Origin of the sequence: Bradyrhizobium manausense (assembly GCF_018130615.1) — a bacterium.
Lineage (GTDB): Bacteria > Pseudomonadota > Alphaproteobacteria > Rhizobiales > Xanthobacteraceae > Bradyrhizobium > Bradyrhizobium manausense_A.
Window position 1 is genome coordinate 26,379 of sequence record NZ_JAFCKB010000002.1, and the last position, 20,133, is coordinate 46,511.

The following is a 20,133-nucleotide window of genomic DNA, read 5'->3' on the forward strand; positions in this document are numbered from 1 at the left end:
GGCGTGCGCTTGCGCGGCCTCGTCCCGATGCTAAAAGCGATGCCAATAAGCAGGATTTTGTCATGATCTCACTCGCCAACCTCCAGCGCCGCATCGAGAGCGGGGAGCTTTCGCCTGATGCCGCCATCGCTCAGTCGCTTGCGGCGATCGAGACGAAGGACAAGGACGTTCGTGCCTTCGTCCGCTACGATAAGTCCGCGAAGGCGCAAGCTTCTGGGCCGCTGCGCGGCATCGCGGTCGGCATCAAGGACATCATCGATACCGCCGATTTTCCGACCGAGATGGGGTCGGAGATCTATCGCGGCTGGCAGCCGCGCTCGGACGCGCCTGTCGTGATGATGCTGAGGCGGGCCGGCGCTACTATCATCGGCAAGACCACGACCACCGCGTTCGCCTCGCGCGATCCGACGGCGACGCTCAATCCGCATAATCCCGGTCATACGCCAGGCGGCTCGTCCTCGGGCTCGGCCGCAGCCGTCGGTGCCGGCATGATCCCGCTGGCGCTGGGCACCCAGACCGGCGGCTCGGTGATCCGGCCGGCCGCTTATTGCGGCGCTGCCGCGATCAAACCGTCGTTCCGCATGCTGCCGACGGTCGGCGTGAAGTGCTATTCGTGGGCGCTCGACACGGTCGGCCTGTTCGGATCGCGTGCGGAGGATCTTGCGCGCGTGCTGTTGGGAATGACCGGCCGCACCGAATTCTCCGGCATCGCTCCGGCGAAGTCGCCGCGCATCGGCGTGGTCAGGCAGGAATTTGCCGAGGCCGCAGAGCCGGCGGCTGAGGAGGGCTTGCAAGCCGCGATCAAGGCGGCCGAGAAGGCCGGTGCCAGCGTGCAGACCATCGATCTGTCCGAGGCGGTAAAGGAAGCGTGGCGTATCCATCCGATCATCCAGGACTTTGAGGCGCATCGTGCGCTCGCCTGGGAGTTTGATCAGCATCACGACGAGATCGCGCCGATGCTGCGCGCCAGCCTCGATGAGACCGTCGGACTGACGCCGAAGGAATACGACGATGCACGCCGGATCGCCCGCCGCGGCCGTCGCGAACTCGGCGAATTGTTCGAGGGCATCGACGTGCTGCTGACCTATTCGGCGCCGGGCACCGCGCCGGCCAAGGAGCTCGCCTCGACCGGTTCGCCCCGCTACAACCGGCTGTGGACGCTGATGGGCAATCCTTGCGTCAACGTGCCCGTGATGAAGGTCGGTGGCCTGCCGATCGGCGTGCAGGTGATCGCGCGCTTCGGCAACGATCCGGGCGCGCTCGCCGCCGCATGGTTCCTGGAGAATGCGCTGGCGAAATCAGGCTAGCGTGGGCTCGGTCGAGAGCGTGCGCACCGGCTGCGAGGCGCCGGCGCTCGCGCCTTGCCCGAGCCAACGTGCGGCGGCCTCGCGGCCGCTCCGGTGCAGTGTGCGAATGAAGCCGCGGCCGAGATCGGTCGATGAGCGCTGCGCAAGTCCGTCAACGGAGTCCTCGGCCGCGATCCGGGAGAGCCGCAGCGAAGGTGCCGCGGAGGCCTGCGCCCACGCGATCGCTGCGATCTCGGCGTTGAGCGCGGCATTGGCGGCGATCTGATCGAGCCGGCGATCGATTGCGGCAAGCGTGATCGGCACGTAATTGTCGCGCGTGGGCGTGACCTGGACCAGCAGCAGATCGGCGGTTGTCGATTGCTGCGCCAGCTTGATCAGCGGCGGATTGCCGCCAAAGCCGCCATCCCAATAGGCCTCGCCGTCGATCTCGACGGCGCAGTGAACCAGCGGCGGGCAGGTCGAGGCCAGCGCGACGTCGGCGGTGAGAGCCTCATTGCCAAAAATCTGCTGCTGGCCGTCGCGGATCCGCGTCGCCGCGATCAGCAGCTTCGGGCATTTCGCGTCGTGCAGCGCCGCAAAATTGATGTCGCGCAATAGCGCCTGGCGCAGCGGATCGAGATCGAATGGATCGAATTGGCCGGAGCGCAGCGTCGGCCCGAACGCGACCGAGCTTCCCGCCGGCGAGAAACCGCCGATCAGCATCAGCGAGCGGAACGAGGCCTCGTGCATCAGCCGGAGCCAGAACCGGTTCAGCCGGCTGCGTGCGCCTTCGCGGCCGCCTTCGGCCAAGCCGCCGGCCAAGAGCAGCGCGTTGATGGCGCCGGCGCTGGCGCCGCTGATGGTGTCGAATTCAATGGATGGCTCTTCGAGCAGCCGTTCCAGCACGCCCCAGGTGAAGGCGGCGAAGCTGCCGCCGCCCTGGAGCGCCAGCGAGAGCTTCCGCGGCGGCCATTCGGCACGCGACGGCGCGGGCGCAACAATGTTTACACACTCGACCGCTGCGGGAGCTTGCAATACGGGAGCAGGTGGGGGAGCGGGGACAGGCTTCGGCGCGGGAGGCGGCGAGGGTGAATCGGACCAGATGTTGGTCGAAGAGAGCAACCGACTTGCCGCAGTGCTCTGCGAGCCGTCGTCGTCATGCGTGCCGTCAATCTTCCCGCTCATTCTGAGCTACCGCGTAACGCCATGTCCGCTGTCAGGATGACAGGCATGGAACCCGTTCGCTACTACTGGCCGCGAAGGGCTTCCGAGTTGCGAACAGGAATTGGCATATAATGCGGAAACCCTGCGGCGATATCCGTACTTTTTCCGGACTTACGCCTTCTCGCCGATGCGGCCTTCTTTCCCCGATTGCAGCCGCTTGATGTTCTCGCGATGCATGTAGAACAGTAGCAGGGTCAGCACCGCAAACAGCGACGTCAGTTTGGGCTCGCTGAACCACCACAAGAACAGCGGCGTAACGAAAGCCGCCACCAGTGCCGAGAGCGAGGAATAGCGGGTGGTGAAAGCGGTCGCGAGCCAGACCAGACAAAATACGAGCGCACCCGCTGGAATCAGGCCGAGCAGGATGCCGATATAGACCGCGACGCCCTTGCCGCCCCGAAATTTGAGCCAGACGGGGAAGAGATGGCCGAGAAAGGCGCCGAGCCCGGCCAGGAGCGCCGCATCGAGACCGGCGAGGCGAAACGCGATCACCACGGCCGCGGTGCCCTTGAGTGCGTCGAGCAGCAGGGTCGCCGCAGCGAGGCCCTTGCGCCCGGTACGCAGCACGTTGGTGGCGCCGATATTGCCGGAGCCGATCGAGCGCAGATCCTGCGTGCCGGCGAGCCTGGTCAGCACCAGCCCGAATGGAATCGAGCCGAGCAGATAGCCGATGACGAAGGCCACCGGCAGGAATGCATCAAGCCCCATGCTGAGAACTCCGCATGTCAGACATGCTCGAACACCGTTCGTCCGCCGACGATGGTCCTGATAGCGCGACCTGTAAAGCGGGCCTCGTCAAACGGGGTGTTCTTGCAGGGCGATTTGAGATCGGCGGGATCGACCACCCAGGGCACATCGGGGTCGATGACGATGACGTCGGCCGGTGCTCCGTTGCGCAGGGTTCCGCCGGGCAGACCCAGAATCTCCGCCGGGCGGGTCGACATCGCCCGGATCAGCGTCTTGAGGTCCATCTCGTCATTATGGACCAGCCGCAGGCCCGCCGGCAGCATGGTCTCGAGGCCGATCGCGCCGGGAGCGGCCTCCGCGAACGGCAGGCGCTTGACCTCGACGTCTTGGGGGTTGTGGTCGGACATGATGACGTCGACGAGGCCGGAGGCGACGGCCGCGACCATCGCGCGGCGATCGTCCTCGGTGCGGAGCGGTGGCGACAGCTTCAGGAACGAGCGGTAGGGCCCGATATCGTTCTCGTTCAGCGCCAGATGGTTGATCGAGACCGAGGCGCTGATGGCGAGGCCCGCGTCGCGGGCACGCTTCAAGATTTCGAGCGACTCGATACACGACAGCGCGGCGGCGTGATAACGGCCGCCGGTCAGCGCGACGAGGCGCATGTCGCGTTCGAGGATCACAGCCTCGGCGGCCTTCGGGATGCCCATCAGGCCGAGCCGAGAGGCGAACTCGCCCTCGTTCATCACGCCTTCGCCCACGAGATCGGGATCCTCGGTGTGGTGCACGATCAGCGCGTCGAAATCGCGGGCGTAGGTCAGCGCGCGGCGCATCACCTGCGAATTGGTCACGCTGCGGTCGCCGTCGCTGAACGCAATCGCGCCTGCGGCCTTGAGCAGGCCGAACTCGGTCATCTCCTCGCCGTGCATGCCCTTGGTGAGCGCCGCCATCGGCTGGATGTTGACAATGGCGGTGTCGCGGGCGCGGCGCATCACGAAGTCGACGGTCGCGGAATTGTCGATCACCGGCAAGGTGTCGGGCTGGCAAATGATGGTGGTGATGCCGCCGGTCGCAGCCGCCTGGCTTGCCGAAGCAAAGGTCTCGCGATGGCTGAAGCCGGGCTCGCCGACAAAGGCGCGCATGTCGATCAGGCCGGGCGCCACGATCTTGCCGGAGCAGTTGACGACGTCGGTGCCTTCGGGGACGCCGGCCGCACCGATGCCGCGACGGGTCTCGCGGATGACGCCATCGGCAATCAGGACGTCGCCGGGGCCGTCGAAATCCCTGGAGGGATCGACGACGCGGGCGTTGGCGAGCAGGATCGGGCGGCGGTCGGTCAGCATGGGCATCACGCGTTCGGCAGGTTACGGGCGAGCGCTTCGAGCACCGCCATGCGCACGGCCACGCCCATCTCCACCTGTTCGCGGATCAGGGACTGCGCGCCGTCGGCGACCGCGGTGTCGATCTCGACGCCGCGGTTCATGGGGCCTGGATGCATCACCAGCGCGTCGGGCTTGGCGTAGCCTAGCTTCTTCTGGTCGAGCCCGAAATAGTGGAAATATTCGGAGGTCGACGGCACGAAGGAGCCGTTCATGCGCTCGCGCTGCAGCCGCAGCATCATGACGATGTCAGCGCCGTTGAGCCCCTCGCGCATGTCGCGCGCGACCTCGACGCCCATCCGTTCGATGCCCGGCGGCAGCAGCGTGGAGGGGCCGACGACGCGGACGCGGGCGCCCATGGTGTTGAGCAGGATGATGTTGGAGCGGGCGACACGCGAATGCAGCACGTCGCCGCAGATCGCGACCACCAGCCCCTCGATCCGACCCTTGTTGCGGCGGATGGTGAGCGCGTCGAGCAGCGCCTGCGTCGGATGCTCATGTGCGCCGTCGCCGGCATTGATCACGGAACCGTCGACCTTGCGGGCCAGCAGTTCCACGGCGCCGGAGGCGTGATGGCGCATCACCAGGATGTCCGGATGCATCGCGTTCAGCGTCATCGCGGTGTCGATCAGCGTCTCGCCCTTCTTGATGGACGAGGAGGCGACCGACATGTTCATGACGTCGGCGCCAAGGCGCTTTCCGGCGAGCTCGAACGAGGACTGGGTCCGGGTCGAGGCTTCGAAGAAGAGGTTTACTTGCGTCCGTCCGCGCAGGACGGTGCGCTTCTTGTCAACCTGGCGGTTGAGCTCGACATATTCTTCGGACAGGTCGAGGAGGCCGGTGATGTCGGCCGCGGAAAGGCCCTCGATGCCCAGCAAATGCCGGTGGCCGAGGACGAAGGTCGATTTGGATGTCATTAAAAGCAGAGCTATAGGCGGGGATGGCGGGGTGGGCAAGGGCCAATCGGCGGGAGGCGAGTTATCCCCTGATCTGTCTCCCGCACAGTCATTCCGGGATGGCGCGCAAGCGCCAGACCCGGAATCTCGAGATTCCGGGTTCGACGCTTCGCATCGCCCCGGAATGACAGGGGAGAACGAATGCACTTAGTCCGGACATTTTTGATTTCATTTCTCGCGATCGCCTCAATCTCATCCGCCCGCGCGCAGTCGCTCCCCGGCGATTTCGTCTATCTGCGTGATATCGATCCAACCATCATCCAGGACATCCGCTACGCCACGGCGAACAATTTCGTTGGCCGTCCGCTCGCCGGTTACAACGCAGGCGAATGCGTGGTGAAGCGCGATGTGGGGATGCGGCTGAAGGCGGTCCAGCAGGAGCTGACGGCGCAGAACCTGTCGCTCAAAATGTTCGACTGCTACCGGCCGGCGCGCGCCTCGCTCGACATGGTGAAGTGGTCACAGAACGGCCGCGAGACACCAGCCGATCGGCGCTACAATCCGAGGATCCCGAAGACCGAGCTGTTTCGCCTCGGCTACATAGCAAGCCGCTCGCAGCATTCCACGGGGGCTGCGCTCGACCTCACGCTGGTCGATCTCAAGGCCGACAATTCGGCCAGAATCGACCCCTCAAAAAACTATGCCGACTGCACGGCACCGGTCGGGGCGCGGCTGCCCGAGGGTAGCGTCGACATGGGGACCGGCTATGATTGCACGGATGTGAAAGGGCATACCGCAGCACCGTCGATCAATGGGGATCAGCGCGCCTGGCGCAAGCGGCTGGTGGCTACGATGGCGAAGCAAGGCTTTGTGAACTATTCGAAGGAGTGGTGGCATTTTTCCCTGCCGGGGGTGGGCGGAGCGGCCTATGATTTCCCGATCCAGCCGCGGCGGAACTGATTCCGCGCCGAGGAACAGATGACCCAGCCGAGCTTCGCGACCCACGAGGTCTTCAACCAGTCGCCACCGTTCGAAGACGTCGACCTGTTCGCCATGGATCGGCCGCTGGTCGACGCTGTGAAGGCCAATGGCGGCGCCGCGGCGGAGCGGGGGCTGTCCGAGTTCGGCAAGCATTGGGGCTCGGCCGCGATGGCCGATCGCGGGCGCGTGGCGAACGAGAACTCGCCGAAGCTCCGCACCTTCGATGCCAAGGGCAATCGCCGCGACCAAGTCGAGTTTCATCCTGCCTATCACGAGCTGATGGCGCACAGCGCGCATGCCGGCGTGCACAATTCGACGTGGACCGCGGACGGAAGGCCTGCGGGCGATGCTGCCGAAGTCATTCGTGCGGCAAAGTTCTACATGGCCTCGCAGGTCGAGACCGGCCATCTCTGCCCCATCACAATGACGCGCGCCTCCGTCGCGGCGCTAGCGACGCAGCCGGATCTGCTCGGCAAAGTGATGCCGGTGCTGTCGACCAGAAGCTATGATCCCAGCTTCACGCCGTGGTGGGACAAGCGCGGCATGACGCTCGGCATGGGCATGACCGAGAAGCAGGGCGGCACCGACGTGCGCGCCAACATGACGCGCGCGGTGCGCGACGGAGATGCCTATCGCATCACCGGCCACAAATGGTTCATGTCGGCGCCGATGTGCGATGCGTTCCTCGTCCTGGCGCAGGCAGATAGCGGGCTGACCTGCTTCTTCATGCCGCGCTTTGCGCCTGACGGATCGGTCAATGCGATCCAGTTCCAGCGGCTGAAGGACAAGCTCGGCAACCGCTCCAATGCCTCCTCGGAAGTCGAGTTCGTCGGCGCTTATGCGGAAGCCGTCGGCGAAGAGGGGAAGGGCATCCGCACCATCATCCAGATGGTGCAGTTGACGCGGCAGGATTGCGCGATTGCGTCGGTCGGCCTGATGCGCTCGGGCCTTGCGCATGCGCTGCATCATGCCCGTCACCGCAGCGTATTCCAGAAGCATCTCGCCGATCAGCCCTTGATGCAGGCCGTGCTGTCGGACATGGCGCTGCATGTCGAGGCGAGCACGGCACTGGTGATGCGGCTCTGCCGCGCCTTCGACCACACGCCGCACGACGCGACGGAGGCCGCCTACATGCGGCTGCTGACGCCGGCGATCAAATACTGGACCTGCAAGAGCGCGCCGCCGTTTCTCTATGAAGCAATGGAGTGCCTCGGCGGCAATGGCTATGTCGAGGACGGCATCCTGGCGCGCCATTACCGGGAGGCGCCGGTCAATGCGATCTGGGAAGGCTCGGGTAACGTGATGTGCCTCGACGTGCTCCGCGCGCTCTCGCGCGAGCCGGAGGCCGCGATGACGGTGCTGCAATCGCTTGCGGCCGAGTCGAAGGGTCTGTCGGGGGCCGGCGAGGCGGTCGCCTTCATCGGCAAGACGTTTCGTCGCCCTGATGGCGAGCGCGTCGCGCGGCTCGCGGTCGAGAAGCTGGCGCTGTTAGCCGCTGCCGCCGCACTCAATGGCGTCTCGCCTCACAACGCTGAACTGTTCGCAGCGACGCGCCTCGCCGCCAATCATGCCAGCATGTACGGTGCGGTCGAGCTCGAGAGCGGCGACGTGCGCGCGCTGCTCGAGCGGGTGCTGGCGTGAGTTTTTACTCCGTCATTCCGGGGCGCTCGAAGGGCGGGCTACGGTGCGCTCTCGCGCACCTGGGAATCTCGAGATTCCGGCTTCGGTCCTTCGGCCGCCCCGGAATGACGGTGTTTTCCTAACCAAGGCCTTCTGATGGATTCCCTCAATCCCGACCATCCGCCGCTGATCGTGACACCTGCGCCGTCGCGCGTCTGGAAGTTCTGGGGCACGGCGCTGTGGGGCCTGCTCGTCTTCGTCGCGATGTTCGTCGGGCAGGTCGGGGCGATCCTGCTGCTCATTGTCCTGCGCGGGGTGCCGCTCGACATGGCTTCGATCCAGTCGGTCGGCCGCGAGCCGCAGGCGCTGGCACTGTCGGTCATCATGGGCCTGCCGGCGACGCTCGTGGCTGTGTGGCTCGCCATCCGCATCAAGAAGGCCTCTTTTGTCGACTATCTTGCGCTGCGCTGGCCGTCCTGGCGGCAGTTCTTGCTGGGCGCTGTCGGGCTCATCCTGGTCGTGATGGCCTGGGAGGTGGCGTCGCGATCCCTCGGCCGCGAGGCGACGCCGGGCTTCATGACCGACCTCTTGAAGTCGGGCCGCGACAAGGGCGCGGCGCTGATGCTGTTGTTCGCGTTCAGCGTGGCCGCGCCGATGTCGGAAGAGGTGCTCGCGCGCGGATTCCTGTTCCGCGGTTGGTCGGCAAGCTTCCTGCGCGTGCCCGGCGCGATCATCCTGTCGTCACTGGTTTGGACGGCGGTGCATCTGCAATACGATTTTTACTTTCTCGCCGAGGTCTTCTCGATCGGTCTGTGGTTCGGCTACATGCGTCACCGCGCCAACTCACTGTGGCTCACCATCATGTTGCATGCACTGAACAACATGACCGCGGTGGTGCTGACGATGTGGTTGGGGGGCTGACGCAGGGGCGGTTACCCCGCGTTCCGTCATTGGGAGCGCCGCGAAGCAATCCAGAATCCCTGCGTCGAGGCAGTCTGGATTGCTTCGTCACAAGAGCTCCTCACAATGACGTTGGTTGGCGGTGCGCCTCATACTTCGGGCCACGATGATTGCCGAGAAAATCATTCTTTCGTATGTTCGGTAGAGATTTAGCCCGCATTCGCCGCGAAGTTGTCGCGAGGAGCCTATATGTCGGACCTCCAAAGTGCAGATCCCTCGGCGGCGGGCGCGCGGCTCAGAACCTGGGATTTTTGGGAGACGACACTGGTCGCCCTGCTTGCGTACGGTGCATTTGTCCTGACAGGCTGGATGGCGTTTCATTTCATTCTGGCTGCGAGCCTGGGACCGAAGGCTTTTACTCCAGCAGAATTCCAGACGTTAGCGTCACAGGGACGTTGGTATGGGGTCTTCCTTGTTTCGGGAACGCCCGCGGCGATTGGAGTGCTTTGGATTGCGATCCGGATGACGGGGAGAGAGTTCGGTGAATATCTCGCTCTGAATTGGCCAGCCGGAGGCGAAATCGTCCGAGCTCTCGCCATCACGACGATCTTCATGTCGATAGAAGGATTCGTGCTATCGAAGATGGGCGCGGGCGGATATCGATCCGACCCCACGCTCATCGTAGGAGGCGTCGGCGGATTGCTCGTGTGGCTCATTGGTGCCTGTATTGCCGGACCTCTTATGGAAGAGCTTGTGGTTCGCGGCTTCCTGTTTCGCGGCTGGTCGGAGTCTTTTCTCGGACCGGTCGGCGCCATCGTCCTTACGTCGGCTGTGTGGTCATTAAATCATACGCAGTACGATTGGTTTGGACGCGCGATTATTTTCGCCTTCGGACTTGTGCTGGGTCATCTTCGATGGACGAGCAAGTCCACATGGACAACGATTGTGGCTCATTCGGCCTGCAATACCTTCCTCTCCTTTACGTTGGGGCGCTACGTCTAGCGCTCACGCCACCAGCGCGATGGCGACCGGCATCGTGATCGCCGCCAAAATCGTTTGCAGCGTGATGATCTGTGCCAGTAGTGGCGCGTCACCCCCCATCTGTCGCGCGAGCACATAGGCGCTCGGCGAGGTCGGCACCGCCGCGCAGATCGCGACGATCGCGAGGTTGGTGCCGGATAGCCCGAACCAGGTGGCGAGCGCCAGCGCGAGCACCGGCATCAGTGCCAGCTTGAACGCCACGCCGATCGTCGCGCCCACGCTCGGACGGAGCAGGCCCTTGAGCTGGAGGCCGGCGCCGGTGACGAGCAGGCCGATGGCGAGCGAGGAGCGGCCGAGCGCGTCGGCGACCTCGTGCCAGATCTTTGGCAGCGGCAGGTGAATGACGTTGATGACGAGACCAATGACGCAGGCCCAGATCAGGGGATTGCGGATCACGGTCATGGCGATCGCGCGTGCGGACTGCTTCTCCGGGGAAGCGTAATGCGCGAGCACGGCGACGCTGAATACGTTGACCAGCGGAATGATCGCGACCATCGCGACCGAGGCCAGCGCCAGCCCGACATCGCCGTACAGATTGGCGGAGACGGAGAGCGCGACATAAGTCTGCCAGCGCGTCGCGCCCTGGAAGATCGAGGTGAAGGCGGGGCCGTCGATGTCGAGCCGCGCCAGCGCCGGACGGAGCGCAAGGCAGAGCAGCGACATCGCCAGCGCCGACAGCAGCAGCGCGCCGCCGACGCCGGCGACGGGCACTTTTGAGAGGTCCGCCTTCACCAGCGTCTGGATCAGCAGCATCGGAAACAGCACGAAATAGGTCAGCCGCTCCAGCCCGTGCCATTGCGTGTCGAGCCGCATCAGGCTGTGCCGGAGCACCACGCCGAGCACGATGAGGATGAAGACCGGCAGCAGCGCCGCGATCACCACGGCCATGGATCAGCCGTTCCCCGATGTCGCGCGAAGATTTGCGAGGCGGTCGAGCGCTCCTTGCAGGATGAAGATCGCAGCGTGCTCGTCGATAACCTCGGCGCGCTTGGCACGGCTGACATCCATGCCGATCAGCTCGCGTTCGACCGCTGCGGTCGAGAGCCGCTCGTCCCAGAGGCCAATGGGGAGCGTCGTCAGGTTGGCGAGATTGCGGGCGAAGGCCCGGGTGGATTGCGCGCGCGGGCCCTCGCTGCCGTCCATGTTGATGGGAAGACCGAGCACGAAGCCGACCACCTTGCGCTCGGTGGCGATGGCGAGCAGGCGGGCTGCGTCCTGCTTGAACTGCTTGCGCTGGATGGTCTCGACACCGGTCGCTAACCGGCGGTCCGGATTGGACACGGCAACGCCGATGGTCTTGGTGCCGAGATCAAGGCCGATCAACCCGCCGCGTTCGGGCCAGTGGGTTGCAGCATCGACGAGGGGCAGGATAAGAGCCGGCATGGACTAGCGCATATCATGCGCCGCGCCGCGGAGTGAACCCTCAACGATGGATGCACTGACACTATTCGGCCTGTTTGCCGTGACGGCGATGCTGGTCTGCTATGCCCTTGAGGATCGCAGCCACTGGTTCGTACTGCTGTTCGCCGCCTCCTGCGGGCTCGGCTCGGCCTACGGCTTCCTGCAGGGGGCCTGGCCGTTCGGTCTTGTCGAGGCGATCTGGGCCGTCGTTGCGCTGCGGCGGTGGTGGATCAGGCCGCGATGATTTCGTCATCCCTGGTCAGGCAGGACAGGAAGCCTTGAAGTGCGCTGGATTGATGGCCGGCGCGGCGCTGGATGAACAGCGTCTCGACGCGGGCATGTGAGGGGCTCAGCGCGTGCACCGTCACACTGCCGGTCATCGCGCTGCGCTCGACCACGGTGCGCGGCAACAGCGTCACGCCCATGTCGGCGGCGACGCAGCCGATCATGCCGTCGAGCGTGCCGAGCTCGAAGCGCGTGGCCGAGGGCCAGCCGAACTCGACCAAAATCTGCTCGAGCCGCTGGCGATAGGTGCAGCCGGTGCGGAAGACGAGCGCGGTCGGGCCTGACTCCGGTGTGCCGGCGCGCAGCTCGGCGAGCGAGGCCCAGCGCCGCGCGCTGACCAGCACCAGCTCTTCGCGGAATGCGCTGGTCGCGGTCAGATCGGCATGCGCGATCGGGCCGGCGACGAAGGCGCCATCGAGCGTGCCTTCGAGCACGCCGGCGACGAGATCGGCGGTCGGCGACGTGCGCAGGCTGAGGCGCACGGCCGGGAAGCGGCGGTGGAAATCGGCGAGCAGCGGCGGCAACCGCACCGCAGCCGTGGTCTCCATCGAGCCGATCGAAAGCGGACCCTTCGGCTCGCCATCGTCGCGCGCGGCGAGCACGGCTTCGCGCGACAGCGCGGCCATCCGCTGTGCGTAGGGCAGGAGGCGCTTGCCGGCGCCGGTCAGCGCCATGCCGCGGCTGTGACGCTCGAACAGGGGTGTGCCGATCTCGGCCTCCAGGGCCTTGATGCGCTGGGTGACGTTGGATTGCACCGTGTTGAGCTCTTCGGCAGCGCGGGTGATGCCGCCGGTGCGGGCGACCGCGGCAAAGGTCTGGATATCGCTCAGTTCCATGGCGTCGTTTCGCTTTTGTGATGGCAGCGTTCGCAACAATTCATTTTTCCAGAATGCTAGTTGCGCCTAATGTTCCTGTCCAGAGCGGGAGACCCCATGCCGATCACCACGCCGCTGACGGAGCTTCTCCGGATCAGGCATCCGATCCTGTCAGCACCCATGGACACGATCGCCGGCAGCCGGCTGACCCGCGCCGTCAGCGAGGCCGGCGGATTTGGCATCTTGGGCGGTGGCTATGGCGACCGTGCCCGTCTGCAGGCTGAGGCTGCGGAGCTGAGTGGCTTTGCGCCTTTCGGGATCGGCTTCATCACCTGGAGCCTGGCAAAACAGCCCGAGCTTCTCGACATCGCGCTCGATGCGCGGCCGCAGGCGGTCATGCTGTCGTTCGGCGATCCCGCGCCGTTCGCGCCGCGCATCAAAGCGAGCGGCGCGCGGCTGATCTGCCAAGTGCAGAGCGAGGACATGGCGAAACAGGCGCTCGATGCCGGCGCGGAGATCTTGATCGCGCAGGGGACTGAGGCGGGCGGTCACGGCGCGTCGCGCACCACGGTCGATATCGTGCCAGCCATTGTTGATCTTTCCGCCGGGCGGGTGCCTGTTGTCGCGGCCGGCGGCATCGCCGACGGCCGGGGTCTCGCGGCCATGATGATGCTCGGCGCATCCGGCGTGCTGATCGGCACGCGGTTCTATGCGAGCGTCGAGGCCAATGGCGCCGCCGCGGCCAAGGAGCGCATTCGCACGGCCGATGGCAATGGCACTGTGCGCGGCGTCGTTCCCGACTGGTCGCGAAAACTGTTCTGGCCGGCTCCGTTCACTGCACGAACGCTGGTCAACGACCATATCAAGAGCTGGACCGGCCGCGAGATCGAGCTGATGCAACGCGCAGACGACGTCGCCAAGGCCTATGCCGCGGCAAAAATGGCGGGTGATTTCGAAATCGCGGCCGTCTTTGCCGGAGAAGCCGTCGGCCTGATCCATGATATTCCACCGGCGGCCGAGATCGTCGAACGGATTGCGTCCGAGGCCGGGCAGCTTCTGGCCGGCCGGCGCAACTCCAGTGTTTCTTTCTCTTCTCCCCTTGTGGGAGAAGGTGGCGCGTAGCGCCGGATGAGGGGTTCTATCCGCGGAGAGAAAAGTCAAATTTGAGAGGTCTGCGTCCGCGGAAGCAAACCCCTCACCCGTCTCGCCGCTATCGCGGCGATCCACCCTCTCCCACAAGGGGAGAGGGCAAGAACGAGAGACACACCATGTGGCCTGACCGTCGACTGATCGATCTCTTCAAGACCGAATTCCCGATCGTGCTGGCACCGATGGCCGGCGTGATGGACGCGGAGCTGGTGATCGCGGCCGCGCAAGGCGGTGCGCTCGGCTCGCTGCCTTGTGCCATGCTGTCCGGCGACAAGATCCGCGAGCAGGTCAAGATGATCCGCCAGCGCGTGGCGGCGCCGGTCAATCTGAACTTCTTCTGCCACACGCCGGTCGAGCTCACGGCTGCCGCCGAAGCGCGCTGGAAGCAGCGCCTTGCAGGCTATTACGGGGAGCATGACCTCGATCCGGCGGCGCCGATCAACGCCGCCAACCGGGCGCCGTTCGATGCAGCGACCTGCGCCGTCGTCGAGGAACTGAAGCCGGAGGTCGTCAGCTTCCATTTCGGTCTGCCCGAGAAGGGTCTGCTCGACCGCATCAGGGCGGCCGGGTGTCTGGTGATCGCCTCGGCGACGACGGTGAAAGAGGCGGTCTGGCTCGACCAGCGCGGCGTCGACGCCGTCATCGCGCAAGGCGCCGAGGCGGGAGGTCATCGCGGCATGTTCCTGACCGACAAGATCGCCGAGCAGCCCGGCACGTTTGCGCTGGTGCCGCAGATCGTCGACGCAGTGAAGGTGCCGGTCATTGCCGCCGGCGGCATTGGCGACGGACGCGGCATTGCGGCGGCCTTCACGCTCGGCGCATCCGGCGTGCAGATCGGCAGTGCCTATCTGCGCTGCCCCGAATCCACGCACACGGCGGCTGGACGGGCGGCGCTTGCGGAGGGGCGGGACGACTCCACCGTGATCACCAATGTCATGACCGGGCGGCCCGCGCGGGGTATCCAGAACCGCGTCATCCGCGAAGCGGGCCCGATCTCTCCTGATGCTCCGCCATTTCCCCATGCCGCAACGGCCCTGGCGCCGCTGAAGGCGGCCGCGGAGAAGCAGGGCAAAGTGGACTTCACCAATCTCTGGGCCGGGCAGGCCATTGGCTTGGGCCGGGAGCTTCCTGCCGCCGAATTGACCCGGGATCTCGCCAAATCAGCCCTGGCACGCCTCCGCCAGATGGCTGGCTAGTTCCCGGCGCCGGTTGCGGCGCAAAACCGGCCTCTGCTATACGGCACATAGGTTTTGCCGTGAGAGGCCTTATATAATGTCCGTCGACGCCGCTACCGTCCGCCGCATCGCGCATCTGGCGCGCATTGCGGTTTCCGAGGACGAGGTTCCGCATCTGCAGGGCGAGCTCAACGCCATGCTCGCCTTTGTCGAGCAGCTCTCGGAAGTGAATGTCGAGGGCGTGGAGCCCATGACCTCGGTCACTCCGATGCAGATGAAGAAGCGGCAAGACGTGGTCACTGACGGCGAGATCGCCGACGATATCGTTGCCAACGCGCCTGCGACCGAAGGTCACTTCTTCCTGGTGCCCAAGGTCGTCGAATAATTGCATAGCGTTTTCGAGCGAAGTGGAAGCCGGTGAAGAAAACGCGTCAAACTAAGAGTCTCTGGACCAAGTCCGATGTGCATGCTTTGCGACGATGAGAAGGCCTATCAGGCCTACATGAATTACCTCGACAAGATGGAACGGCAGGGCAAGGCTGCTGATCCCAATGTCGCCGTCAATGCCGTGCTCGATGAGCTCGAGGCCGCCGCGAATGCGGCCGCCAAGAAAGACGACCCGGCCAACGACAAGACCCTGTCTCCGTTCTTCTGCAGCCCGATCAATAAATGACCGATTTGACATCGCTGACGCTCGCCGAGGCCCGCAAGGGTCTCGCCGACAAGACTTTCACGTCACTCGAGCTGACCGACGCGCATCTTTCCGCGATCGAGAAGGCGCGCGTGCTCAACGCCTTTATCCTTGAGACGCCTGACCAGGCGCGTGACATGGCGAAGGCCGTGGACGAGAAGATCGCTCGCGGCGACGCCGGCCCGCTCGCGGGCATCCCGCTCGGCATCAAGGATCTGTTCGCGACCAAGGGCGTGCGCACCACGGCGTGCTCAAAAATCCTCGGCAATTTCGTGCCGACCTACGAGTCCACCATCACGTCGCAGCTCTGGCGCGACGGCGCCGTGATGCTCGGCAAGCTCAACAATGACGAGTTCGCGATGGGCTCGGCGAACGAGACCTCGTGCTTCGGCCCCGTCGGCAATCCCTGGCGGCGCGAAGGAAGCAACACCACGCTGGTGCCGGGCGGTTCGTCCGGCGGTTCGGCGTCGGCGGTGGCGGCGCTGCTCTGCATGGGCGCGACGGCGACCGACACCGGCGGCTCGATCCGCCAGCCGGCGGCATTCACCGCGACCGTCGGCATCAAGCCGACCTATGGCCGCTGCTCGCGCTGGGGCATCGTCGCCTTTGCCTCCTCGCTCGATCAAGCCGGTCCGATCGCGCGCAGCGTGCGCGACAGCGCCATGCTGCTGCGCTCGATGGCCGGCCACGATCCGAAGGACACGACCTCGGTCGACATTGCCGTGCCGGATTACGAGGCTGCGATCGGCAAGTCCGTGAAGGGCATGAAGATCGGTATCCCCAAGGAGTATCGTCTCGACGGCATGCCGGCCGAGATCGAGAAGCTCTGGAGCGAGGGCGCCGCCTGGCTGAAAGCGGCCGGCGCCGAACTGGTCGAGGTGTCGCTGCCGCACACCAAATACGCGCTGCCGGCCTATTACATCGTGGCACCGGCGGAAGCGTCCTCCAACCTCGCGCGCTATGACGGCGTTCGCTACGGCCTGCGCGAGCAAGGCAAGAACATCGTCGAGCAGTACGAAAACACCCGCGCCGAAGGCTTTGGCGCCGAGGTGCGCCGCCGCGTCATGATCGGCACCTATGTGCTCTCGGCCGGCTATTACGACGCCTACTATCTGCGCGCTCAGAAGGTGCGCACGCTGATCAAGAAGGACTTTGAGGATTGCTTCGCCAAGGGCGTCAACGCGATCCTGACGCCGGCAACGCCGTCGGCGGCCTTTGGCATCGGCGAGAAGGGCGGCGCGGACCCCGTCGAGATGTATCTCAACGATATCTTCACGGTGACCGTGAACATGGCGGGCCTGCCGGGCATCGCGGTGCCCGCCGGCAAGGACGCGCAGGGCCTGCCGCTCGGCCTGCAACTGATCGGCCGTCCGTTCGAGGAGGAGACGCTGTTCTCGCTCGGCGAGGTGATCGAGCAGGCCGCCGGCCGCTTCACCCCCGCGAGGTGGTGGTGAATGTCGCTGATTTCATCGCGAGCCTCGACGGCGCGGCGCCTGCGCCGAGCCTGAACGCGCCGCTCGCCGGTCTCTGGTGGGCTGCGAAGGGTGATTGGGACCAGGCCCACAAGATCGTTCAGGACGACCAGGGGCGCGACGCCGCCTGGGTGCACGCTTATCTGCACCGCGTCGAAGGCGACCTCGGCAATGCCGGCTATTGGTACCGCCAGGCCGGCCAGGTGGCGGCAAAGGATTCATTGGAAGCGGAGTGGGAGCGGATCGCTGCCACGCTGCTCGCCCGGTGAGACCGCGCCAGCGGCGAAGACGTCTCGCCGGACGCTATTATCGCAGCGTTCCCTTCGGCAGCAGGTATTCGTGAACATGCGGGCAGACATTGCCGAGGTTACACCGTTCTGCCTTGATGAGCGGCTCGAGCTGGGCGATCAGCGCCTTGGCGTCGAACACTTTGGGCGGTGCCGCCACGACGGGCGCGGGGAGGAAGTGCACGTCGGCCTCGAGCCCGGGCTTTGGCGAGGCCGCTCCGCCGCCGGTGTAGATGAAGACACCGCCGCCGCGCGCAAGCCTGACCGGCTCATCCGGCCGCATGGCGAGATCGTCGTCCCGGATCCTGAAATCGGCGGCTTCCTGTGGCGAGACGGGAATATGGGTGCGCAGCGACGGCACGGCAACAGCGAGGCGAGGGCGACGATCGTCCGCCGGCGGCCGCCGCATCACGAATTGAATGTCCGACAGGATTTCAAATCCGGCAAAACCCTTTTCGACCGCCAGCTGGGCCGAGCGATAGAGCCAATAGACCTGAACGCTCTCGCGGGTGGTGTAACCATTGCCCTGGAAGGTCACGCGGTAGACGTCCGGCCTCAGCTCCTTGACGTCGGACCCTCCGGTGAAGCCTGATTGCTGATAAGGCGTCGAGCATGACACAAGAATGGCAGCTGCAGCCGCCAGCATCGAAACGCGAAAAAACATGCATTGCCCCCTGCGCAACCTTTATGGTGCATCAGGGGTTTGCGTCAATGCCTGAGTGCGCGGCGCCGGCGGCATTGCGCAGGCGAGATGGCGGAGGTGCAGGCTGTGCTGCCGTCCGCACGCCGCCTTCTCTGGCTTGACTGGCGCAACCCGTTGCGCGAAGCCCAGCCATCCCCGATATGATCTGATCTGGACCCCGAGACCGATGAACGCACCAGCCGCATCCCACAAGCTTCTCAAAGGCGCCACCGGTGACTGGGAGATGGTCATCGGCATGGAGATCCATGCCCAGGTGACGTCGAAGTCGAAATTGTTCTCCGGCGCTTCCACGGAGTTCGGCGGCGAGCCGAACAGCCACGTGTCGCTGGTGGACGCCGCGATGCCGGGCATGTTGCCCGTGATCAACGAGGAATGCGTCAGGCAGGCTGTCCGGACCGGGCTTGGCCTCAACGCAAAGATCAACCTGCGCTCGGTGTTCGACCGGAAAAACTATTTCTATCCAGACCTGCCGCAGGGCTACCAGATCAGCCAGTACAAATCGCCCGTGGTGGGCGAAGGCGAAGTGGTGGTCGAGCTCGACGGCGGTCGCAGCGTCTCCATCGGCATCGAGCGGCTGCATCTCGAGCAGGACGCCGGCAAGTTGCTGCACGATCGATCTCCGACCATGTCCAATGTGGATCTCAACCGCTCCGGCGTGGCGCTGATGGAGATCGTCTCCAAGCCCGACATCCGCGATGCCGAGCAGGCCAAGGCCTACGTGACCAAGCTTCGTTCGATCCTGCGCTATCTCGGCACCTGCGACGGCGACATGGAGAAGGGGAGCTTGCGCGCCGACGTCAACGTCTCCGTGCGCAAGCCGGGTGCGCCGCTCGGCACGCGCTGCGAGATCAAGAACATGAACTCGATCAACTTCATCGGCCAGGCGATCGAGTACGAAGCGCGACGCCAGATCGAAATCCTCGAGGAGGGCGGCCAGATCGACCAGGAGACGCGGCTCTACGATCCCAACAAGGGCGAGACGCGCTCGATGCGCTCGAAGGAAGAGGCACATGACTACCGCTACTTCCCCGATCCGGATTTGCTGCCGCTGGAGTTCAGCCAGACCTTCGTCGACGAGCTGAAGGCGAAGCTGCCGGAGCTGCCGGATCAGAAGAAGACACGCTTTGTCGCAGATTTCGGCCTGTCGGCTTACGATGCGAGCGTGCTGGTCGCCGAGCGCGAGAGTGCGGTGTTCTACGAGACGGTGCTCGACAAGCTCGCCAACCGCGCCCGCGACGGCAAGATGGCGGCGAACTGGGTGATCAACGAGCTGTTCGGCCGTCTCAACAAGGAAGGCCGGGATATTACGGGCTCTCCGGTCTCATCCGAGCAGCTCGCTGCGATCATCGACCTGATCGGCGAGGGCACGATCTCCGGCAAGATCGCCAAAGATCTGTTCGAGATCGTCTGGCAGGAGGGCGGCGACCCTCGTGCGCTGGTCGAAAGCCGCGGCATGAAGCAGGTCACGGATCTCTCGGCGATCGAAAAGGTTGTCGACGACATCATCGCGGCCAATCCGGACAAGGCTGCGCAGGTGAAGGACAAGCCGCAGTCGCTCGGCTGGTTCGTTGGCCAGGTGATGAAGTCATCCGGCGGCAAGGCGAACCCGCAGGCCGTCAATGATCTACTCAAGTCCAAGCTCGGCATCTGACGTTATACGTTTGAAGGAGGTGACGGACACGCTTCGTCACCTCGCGCGACGTCGAGACGAGACGCGCGCACGCATCGCCGACATCCAACTTCATCCCGTTGAGGCCACGGTGCAGATGCGAATCGCGGTCGCGCGATTCGCGCAAAACGGCGACTTGCACACGCTCTGACGAGCGCCTCCGCCGTTAAGCATGAAAATAATTTCGTTGCCAAAATTCGCGACTCAGAGTCCGCGACTCTGCCCGGCGACACCATCGCGCGCGTTGCAGCGCGCATCATCGCGCCGATCAGGCGTGATGCACGCGCGCAGAATAATACTTGCTGCATAGCGTTTTCCTGCAATCGCTACGCTTGCCGACGTCGATGCTGCGAGATGCATTTGCAATCGCCGACGCGTGTCTCTCGGTGTCGGCAAATCAAGCGCGGCTGGCGCACGCGCGCTGCGTCGTCAACACTTCCTTAAGTGAGAAGATGTTTTTTTCGTCGTGTTGGTG

General features: G+C 64.9%; 21 protein-coding genes. 13 read left to right on the forward strand and 8 right to left on the reverse strand.

Annotated features, from left to right (window positions below; all coding sequences use genetic code 11):
• Positions 1-62 precede the first annotated feature (62 nt).
• A complete protein-coding gene (locus tag JQ587_RS03780) occupies positions 63-1,307 on the forward strand; it encodes an amidase (protein WP_212424452.1) in 1,245 nt (414 codons plus the stop codon).
• Here the strand turns inward: JQ587_RS03780 and JQ587_RS03785 are convergent.
• From JQ587_RS03785 to JQ587_RS03800, 4 genes are all read right to left on the reverse strand, one after another.
• Positions 1,299-2,471 (reverse strand): patatin-like phospholipase family protein, encoded by a 1,173-nt coding sequence (locus JQ587_RS03785; protein ID WP_212424453.1) that lies wholly within the window; start codon positions 2,469-2,471, stop codon positions 1,299-1,301. The genes JQ587_RS03780 and JQ587_RS03785 overlap by 9 nt on opposite strands.
• 150 nt (positions 2,472-2,621) lie before the next feature.
• Complete coding sequence (plsY, locus tag JQ587_RS03790; RefSeq protein WP_212424454.1) at positions 2,622-3,218, reverse strand: glycerol-3-phosphate 1-O-acyltransferase PlsY; 597 nt, start codon at positions 3,216-3,218, stop codon at positions 2,622-2,624.
• 17 nt (positions 3,219-3,235) lie between these two features.
• On the reverse strand, positions 3,236-4,537 hold the full coding sequence (locus tag JQ587_RS03795) for a dihydroorotase (protein WP_212424737.1): 1,302 nt from the start codon (positions 4,535-4,537) through the stop codon (positions 3,236-3,238).
• Between the two features lie 5 nt (positions 4,538-4,542).
• The gene (locus JQ587_RS03800; RefSeq protein ID WP_212301079.1) at positions 4,543-5,490 is read right to left on the reverse strand and encodes an aspartate carbamoyltransferase catalytic subunit; all 948 of its coding nucleotides are present in this window, start codon (positions 5,488-5,490) and stop codon (positions 4,543-4,545) included.
• A 180-nt stretch (positions 5,491-5,670) separates the two neighbouring features.
• Here JQ587_RS03800 and JQ587_RS03805 point away from each other — a divergent pair, with 180 nt between their 5' ends.
• From JQ587_RS03805 to JQ587_RS03820, 4 genes are all read left to right on the forward strand, one after another.
• Positions 5,671-6,429, forward strand: coding sequence for a M15 family metallopeptidase (locus JQ587_RS03805; RefSeq protein WP_212424455.1), 759 nt, complete (start codon positions 5,671-5,673; stop codon positions 6,427-6,429).
• Positions 6,430-6,447: 18 nt separating this feature from the next.
• Positions 6,448-8,091 (forward strand): acyl-CoA dehydrogenase family protein, encoded by a 1,644-nt coding sequence (locus JQ587_RS03810; RefSeq protein WP_212424456.1) that lies wholly within the window; start codon positions 6,448-6,450, stop codon positions 8,089-8,091.
• Between the two features lie 135 nt (positions 8,092-8,226).
• Positions 8,227-8,991 (forward strand): CPBP family intramembrane glutamic endopeptidase, encoded by a 765-nt coding sequence (locus JQ587_RS03815; protein WP_212424457.1) that lies wholly within the window; start codon positions 8,227-8,229, stop codon positions 8,989-8,991.
• Between the two features lie 228 nt (positions 8,992-9,219).
• On the forward strand, positions 9,220-9,972 hold the full coding sequence (locus tag JQ587_RS03820; RefSeq protein ID WP_249154167.1) for a CPBP family intramembrane glutamic endopeptidase: 753 nt from the start codon (positions 9,220-9,222) through the stop codon (positions 9,970-9,972).
• 3 nt (positions 9,973-9,975) lie between these two features.
• On the opposite strand, the gene JQ587_RS03825 is transcribed toward JQ587_RS03820, so the two are convergent.
• Together JQ587_RS03825 and ruvX are read right to left on the reverse strand one after the other, a co-directional pair.
• Entirely contained in the window at positions 9,976-10,899 is a 924-nt protein-coding gene (locus JQ587_RS03825) for an AEC family transporter (RefSeq protein ID WP_212301075.1), read from the reverse strand.
• Between the two features lie 3 nt (positions 10,900-10,902).
• Positions 10,903-11,394, reverse strand: a complete 492-nt coding sequence (gene ruvX / locus JQ587_RS03830; protein WP_188101863.1) for a Holliday junction resolvase RuvX — start codon at positions 11,392-11,394, stop codon at positions 10,903-10,905.
• 46 nt (positions 11,395-11,440) lie between these two features.
• Here ruvX and JQ587_RS03835 point away from each other — a divergent pair, with 46 nt between their 5' ends.
• Complete coding sequence (locus JQ587_RS03835) at positions 11,441-11,656, forward strand: hypothetical protein (RefSeq protein ID WP_212424458.1); 216 nt, start codon at positions 11,441-11,443, stop codon at positions 11,654-11,656.
• Here the strand turns inward: JQ587_RS03835 and JQ587_RS03840 are convergent.
• The gene (locus JQ587_RS03840) at positions 11,643-12,533 is read right to left on the reverse strand and encodes a LysR family transcriptional regulator (protein WP_212301073.1); all 891 of its coding nucleotides are present in this window, start codon (positions 12,531-12,533) and stop codon (positions 11,643-11,645) included. The genes JQ587_RS03835 and JQ587_RS03840 overlap by 14 nt on opposite strands.
• Positions 12,534-12,629: 96 nt before the next feature.
• On the opposite strand from JQ587_RS03840, the gene JQ587_RS03845 reads away from it, so the two are divergent.
• The 6 genes from JQ587_RS03845 (at position 12,630) to JQ587_RS03870 (ending at position 17,268) form a co-directional block, all read left to right on the forward strand.
• The gene (locus tag JQ587_RS03845; RefSeq protein WP_212424459.1) at positions 12,630-13,634 is read left to right on the forward strand and encodes an NAD(P)H-dependent flavin oxidoreductase; all 1,005 of its coding nucleotides are present in this window, start codon (positions 12,630-12,632) and stop codon (positions 13,632-13,634) included.
• 146 nt (positions 13,635-13,780) lie between these two features.
• Entirely contained in the window at positions 13,781-14,857 is a 1,077-nt protein-coding gene (locus JQ587_RS03850; RefSeq protein ID WP_212424460.1) for an NAD(P)H-dependent flavin oxidoreductase, read from the forward strand.
• A 76-nt stretch (positions 14,858-14,933) separates the two neighbouring features.
• Positions 14,934-15,221, forward strand: coding sequence for an Asp-tRNA(Asn)/Glu-tRNA(Gln) amidotransferase subunit GatC (gene gatC, locus JQ587_RS03855; protein WP_212301070.1), 288 nt, complete (start codon positions 14,934-14,936; stop codon positions 15,219-15,221).
• 75 nt (positions 15,222-15,296) lie between these two features.
• Positions 15,297-15,509, forward strand: coding sequence for a hypothetical protein (locus JQ587_RS03860; RefSeq protein ID WP_212301069.1), 213 nt, complete (start codon positions 15,297-15,299; stop codon positions 15,507-15,509).
• Entirely contained in the window at positions 15,506-16,981 is a 1,476-nt protein-coding gene (gene gatA / locus JQ587_RS03865) for an Asp-tRNA(Asn)/Glu-tRNA(Gln) amidotransferase subunit GatA (protein ID WP_212301068.1), read from the forward strand. The genes JQ587_RS03860 and gatA overlap by 4 nt, the downstream gene beginning before the upstream one ends.
• Positions 16,972-17,268 carry a hypothetical protein gene (locus JQ587_RS03870; RefSeq protein WP_212424461.1) on the forward strand — a complete coding sequence of 99 codons (297 nt, stop codon included), beginning with the start codon at positions 16,972-16,974 and terminating at the stop codon, positions 17,266-17,268. The genes gatA and JQ587_RS03870 overlap by 10 nt, the downstream gene beginning before the upstream one ends.
• 37 nt (positions 17,269-17,305) lie before the next feature.
• Here JQ587_RS03870 and JQ587_RS03875 read toward each other — a convergent pair whose 3' ends face one another.
• Positions 17,306-17,950: a CC0125/CC1285 family lipoprotein gene (locus JQ587_RS03875; RefSeq protein WP_212424462.1), complete on the reverse strand. Its 645-nt coding sequence runs from the start codon at positions 17,948-17,950 to the stop codon at positions 17,306-17,308.
• 205 nt (positions 17,951-18,155) lie between these two features.
• Between JQ587_RS03875 and gatB the strand changes: the two genes are divergently transcribed.
• Positions 18,156-19,640, forward strand: a complete 1,485-nt coding sequence (gatB, locus tag JQ587_RS03880; RefSeq protein WP_212424463.1) for an Asp-tRNA(Asn)/Glu-tRNA(Gln) amidotransferase subunit GatB — start codon at positions 18,156-18,158, stop codon at positions 19,638-19,640.
• The last annotated feature ends 493 nt before the right edge of the window (positions 19,641-20,133 follow it).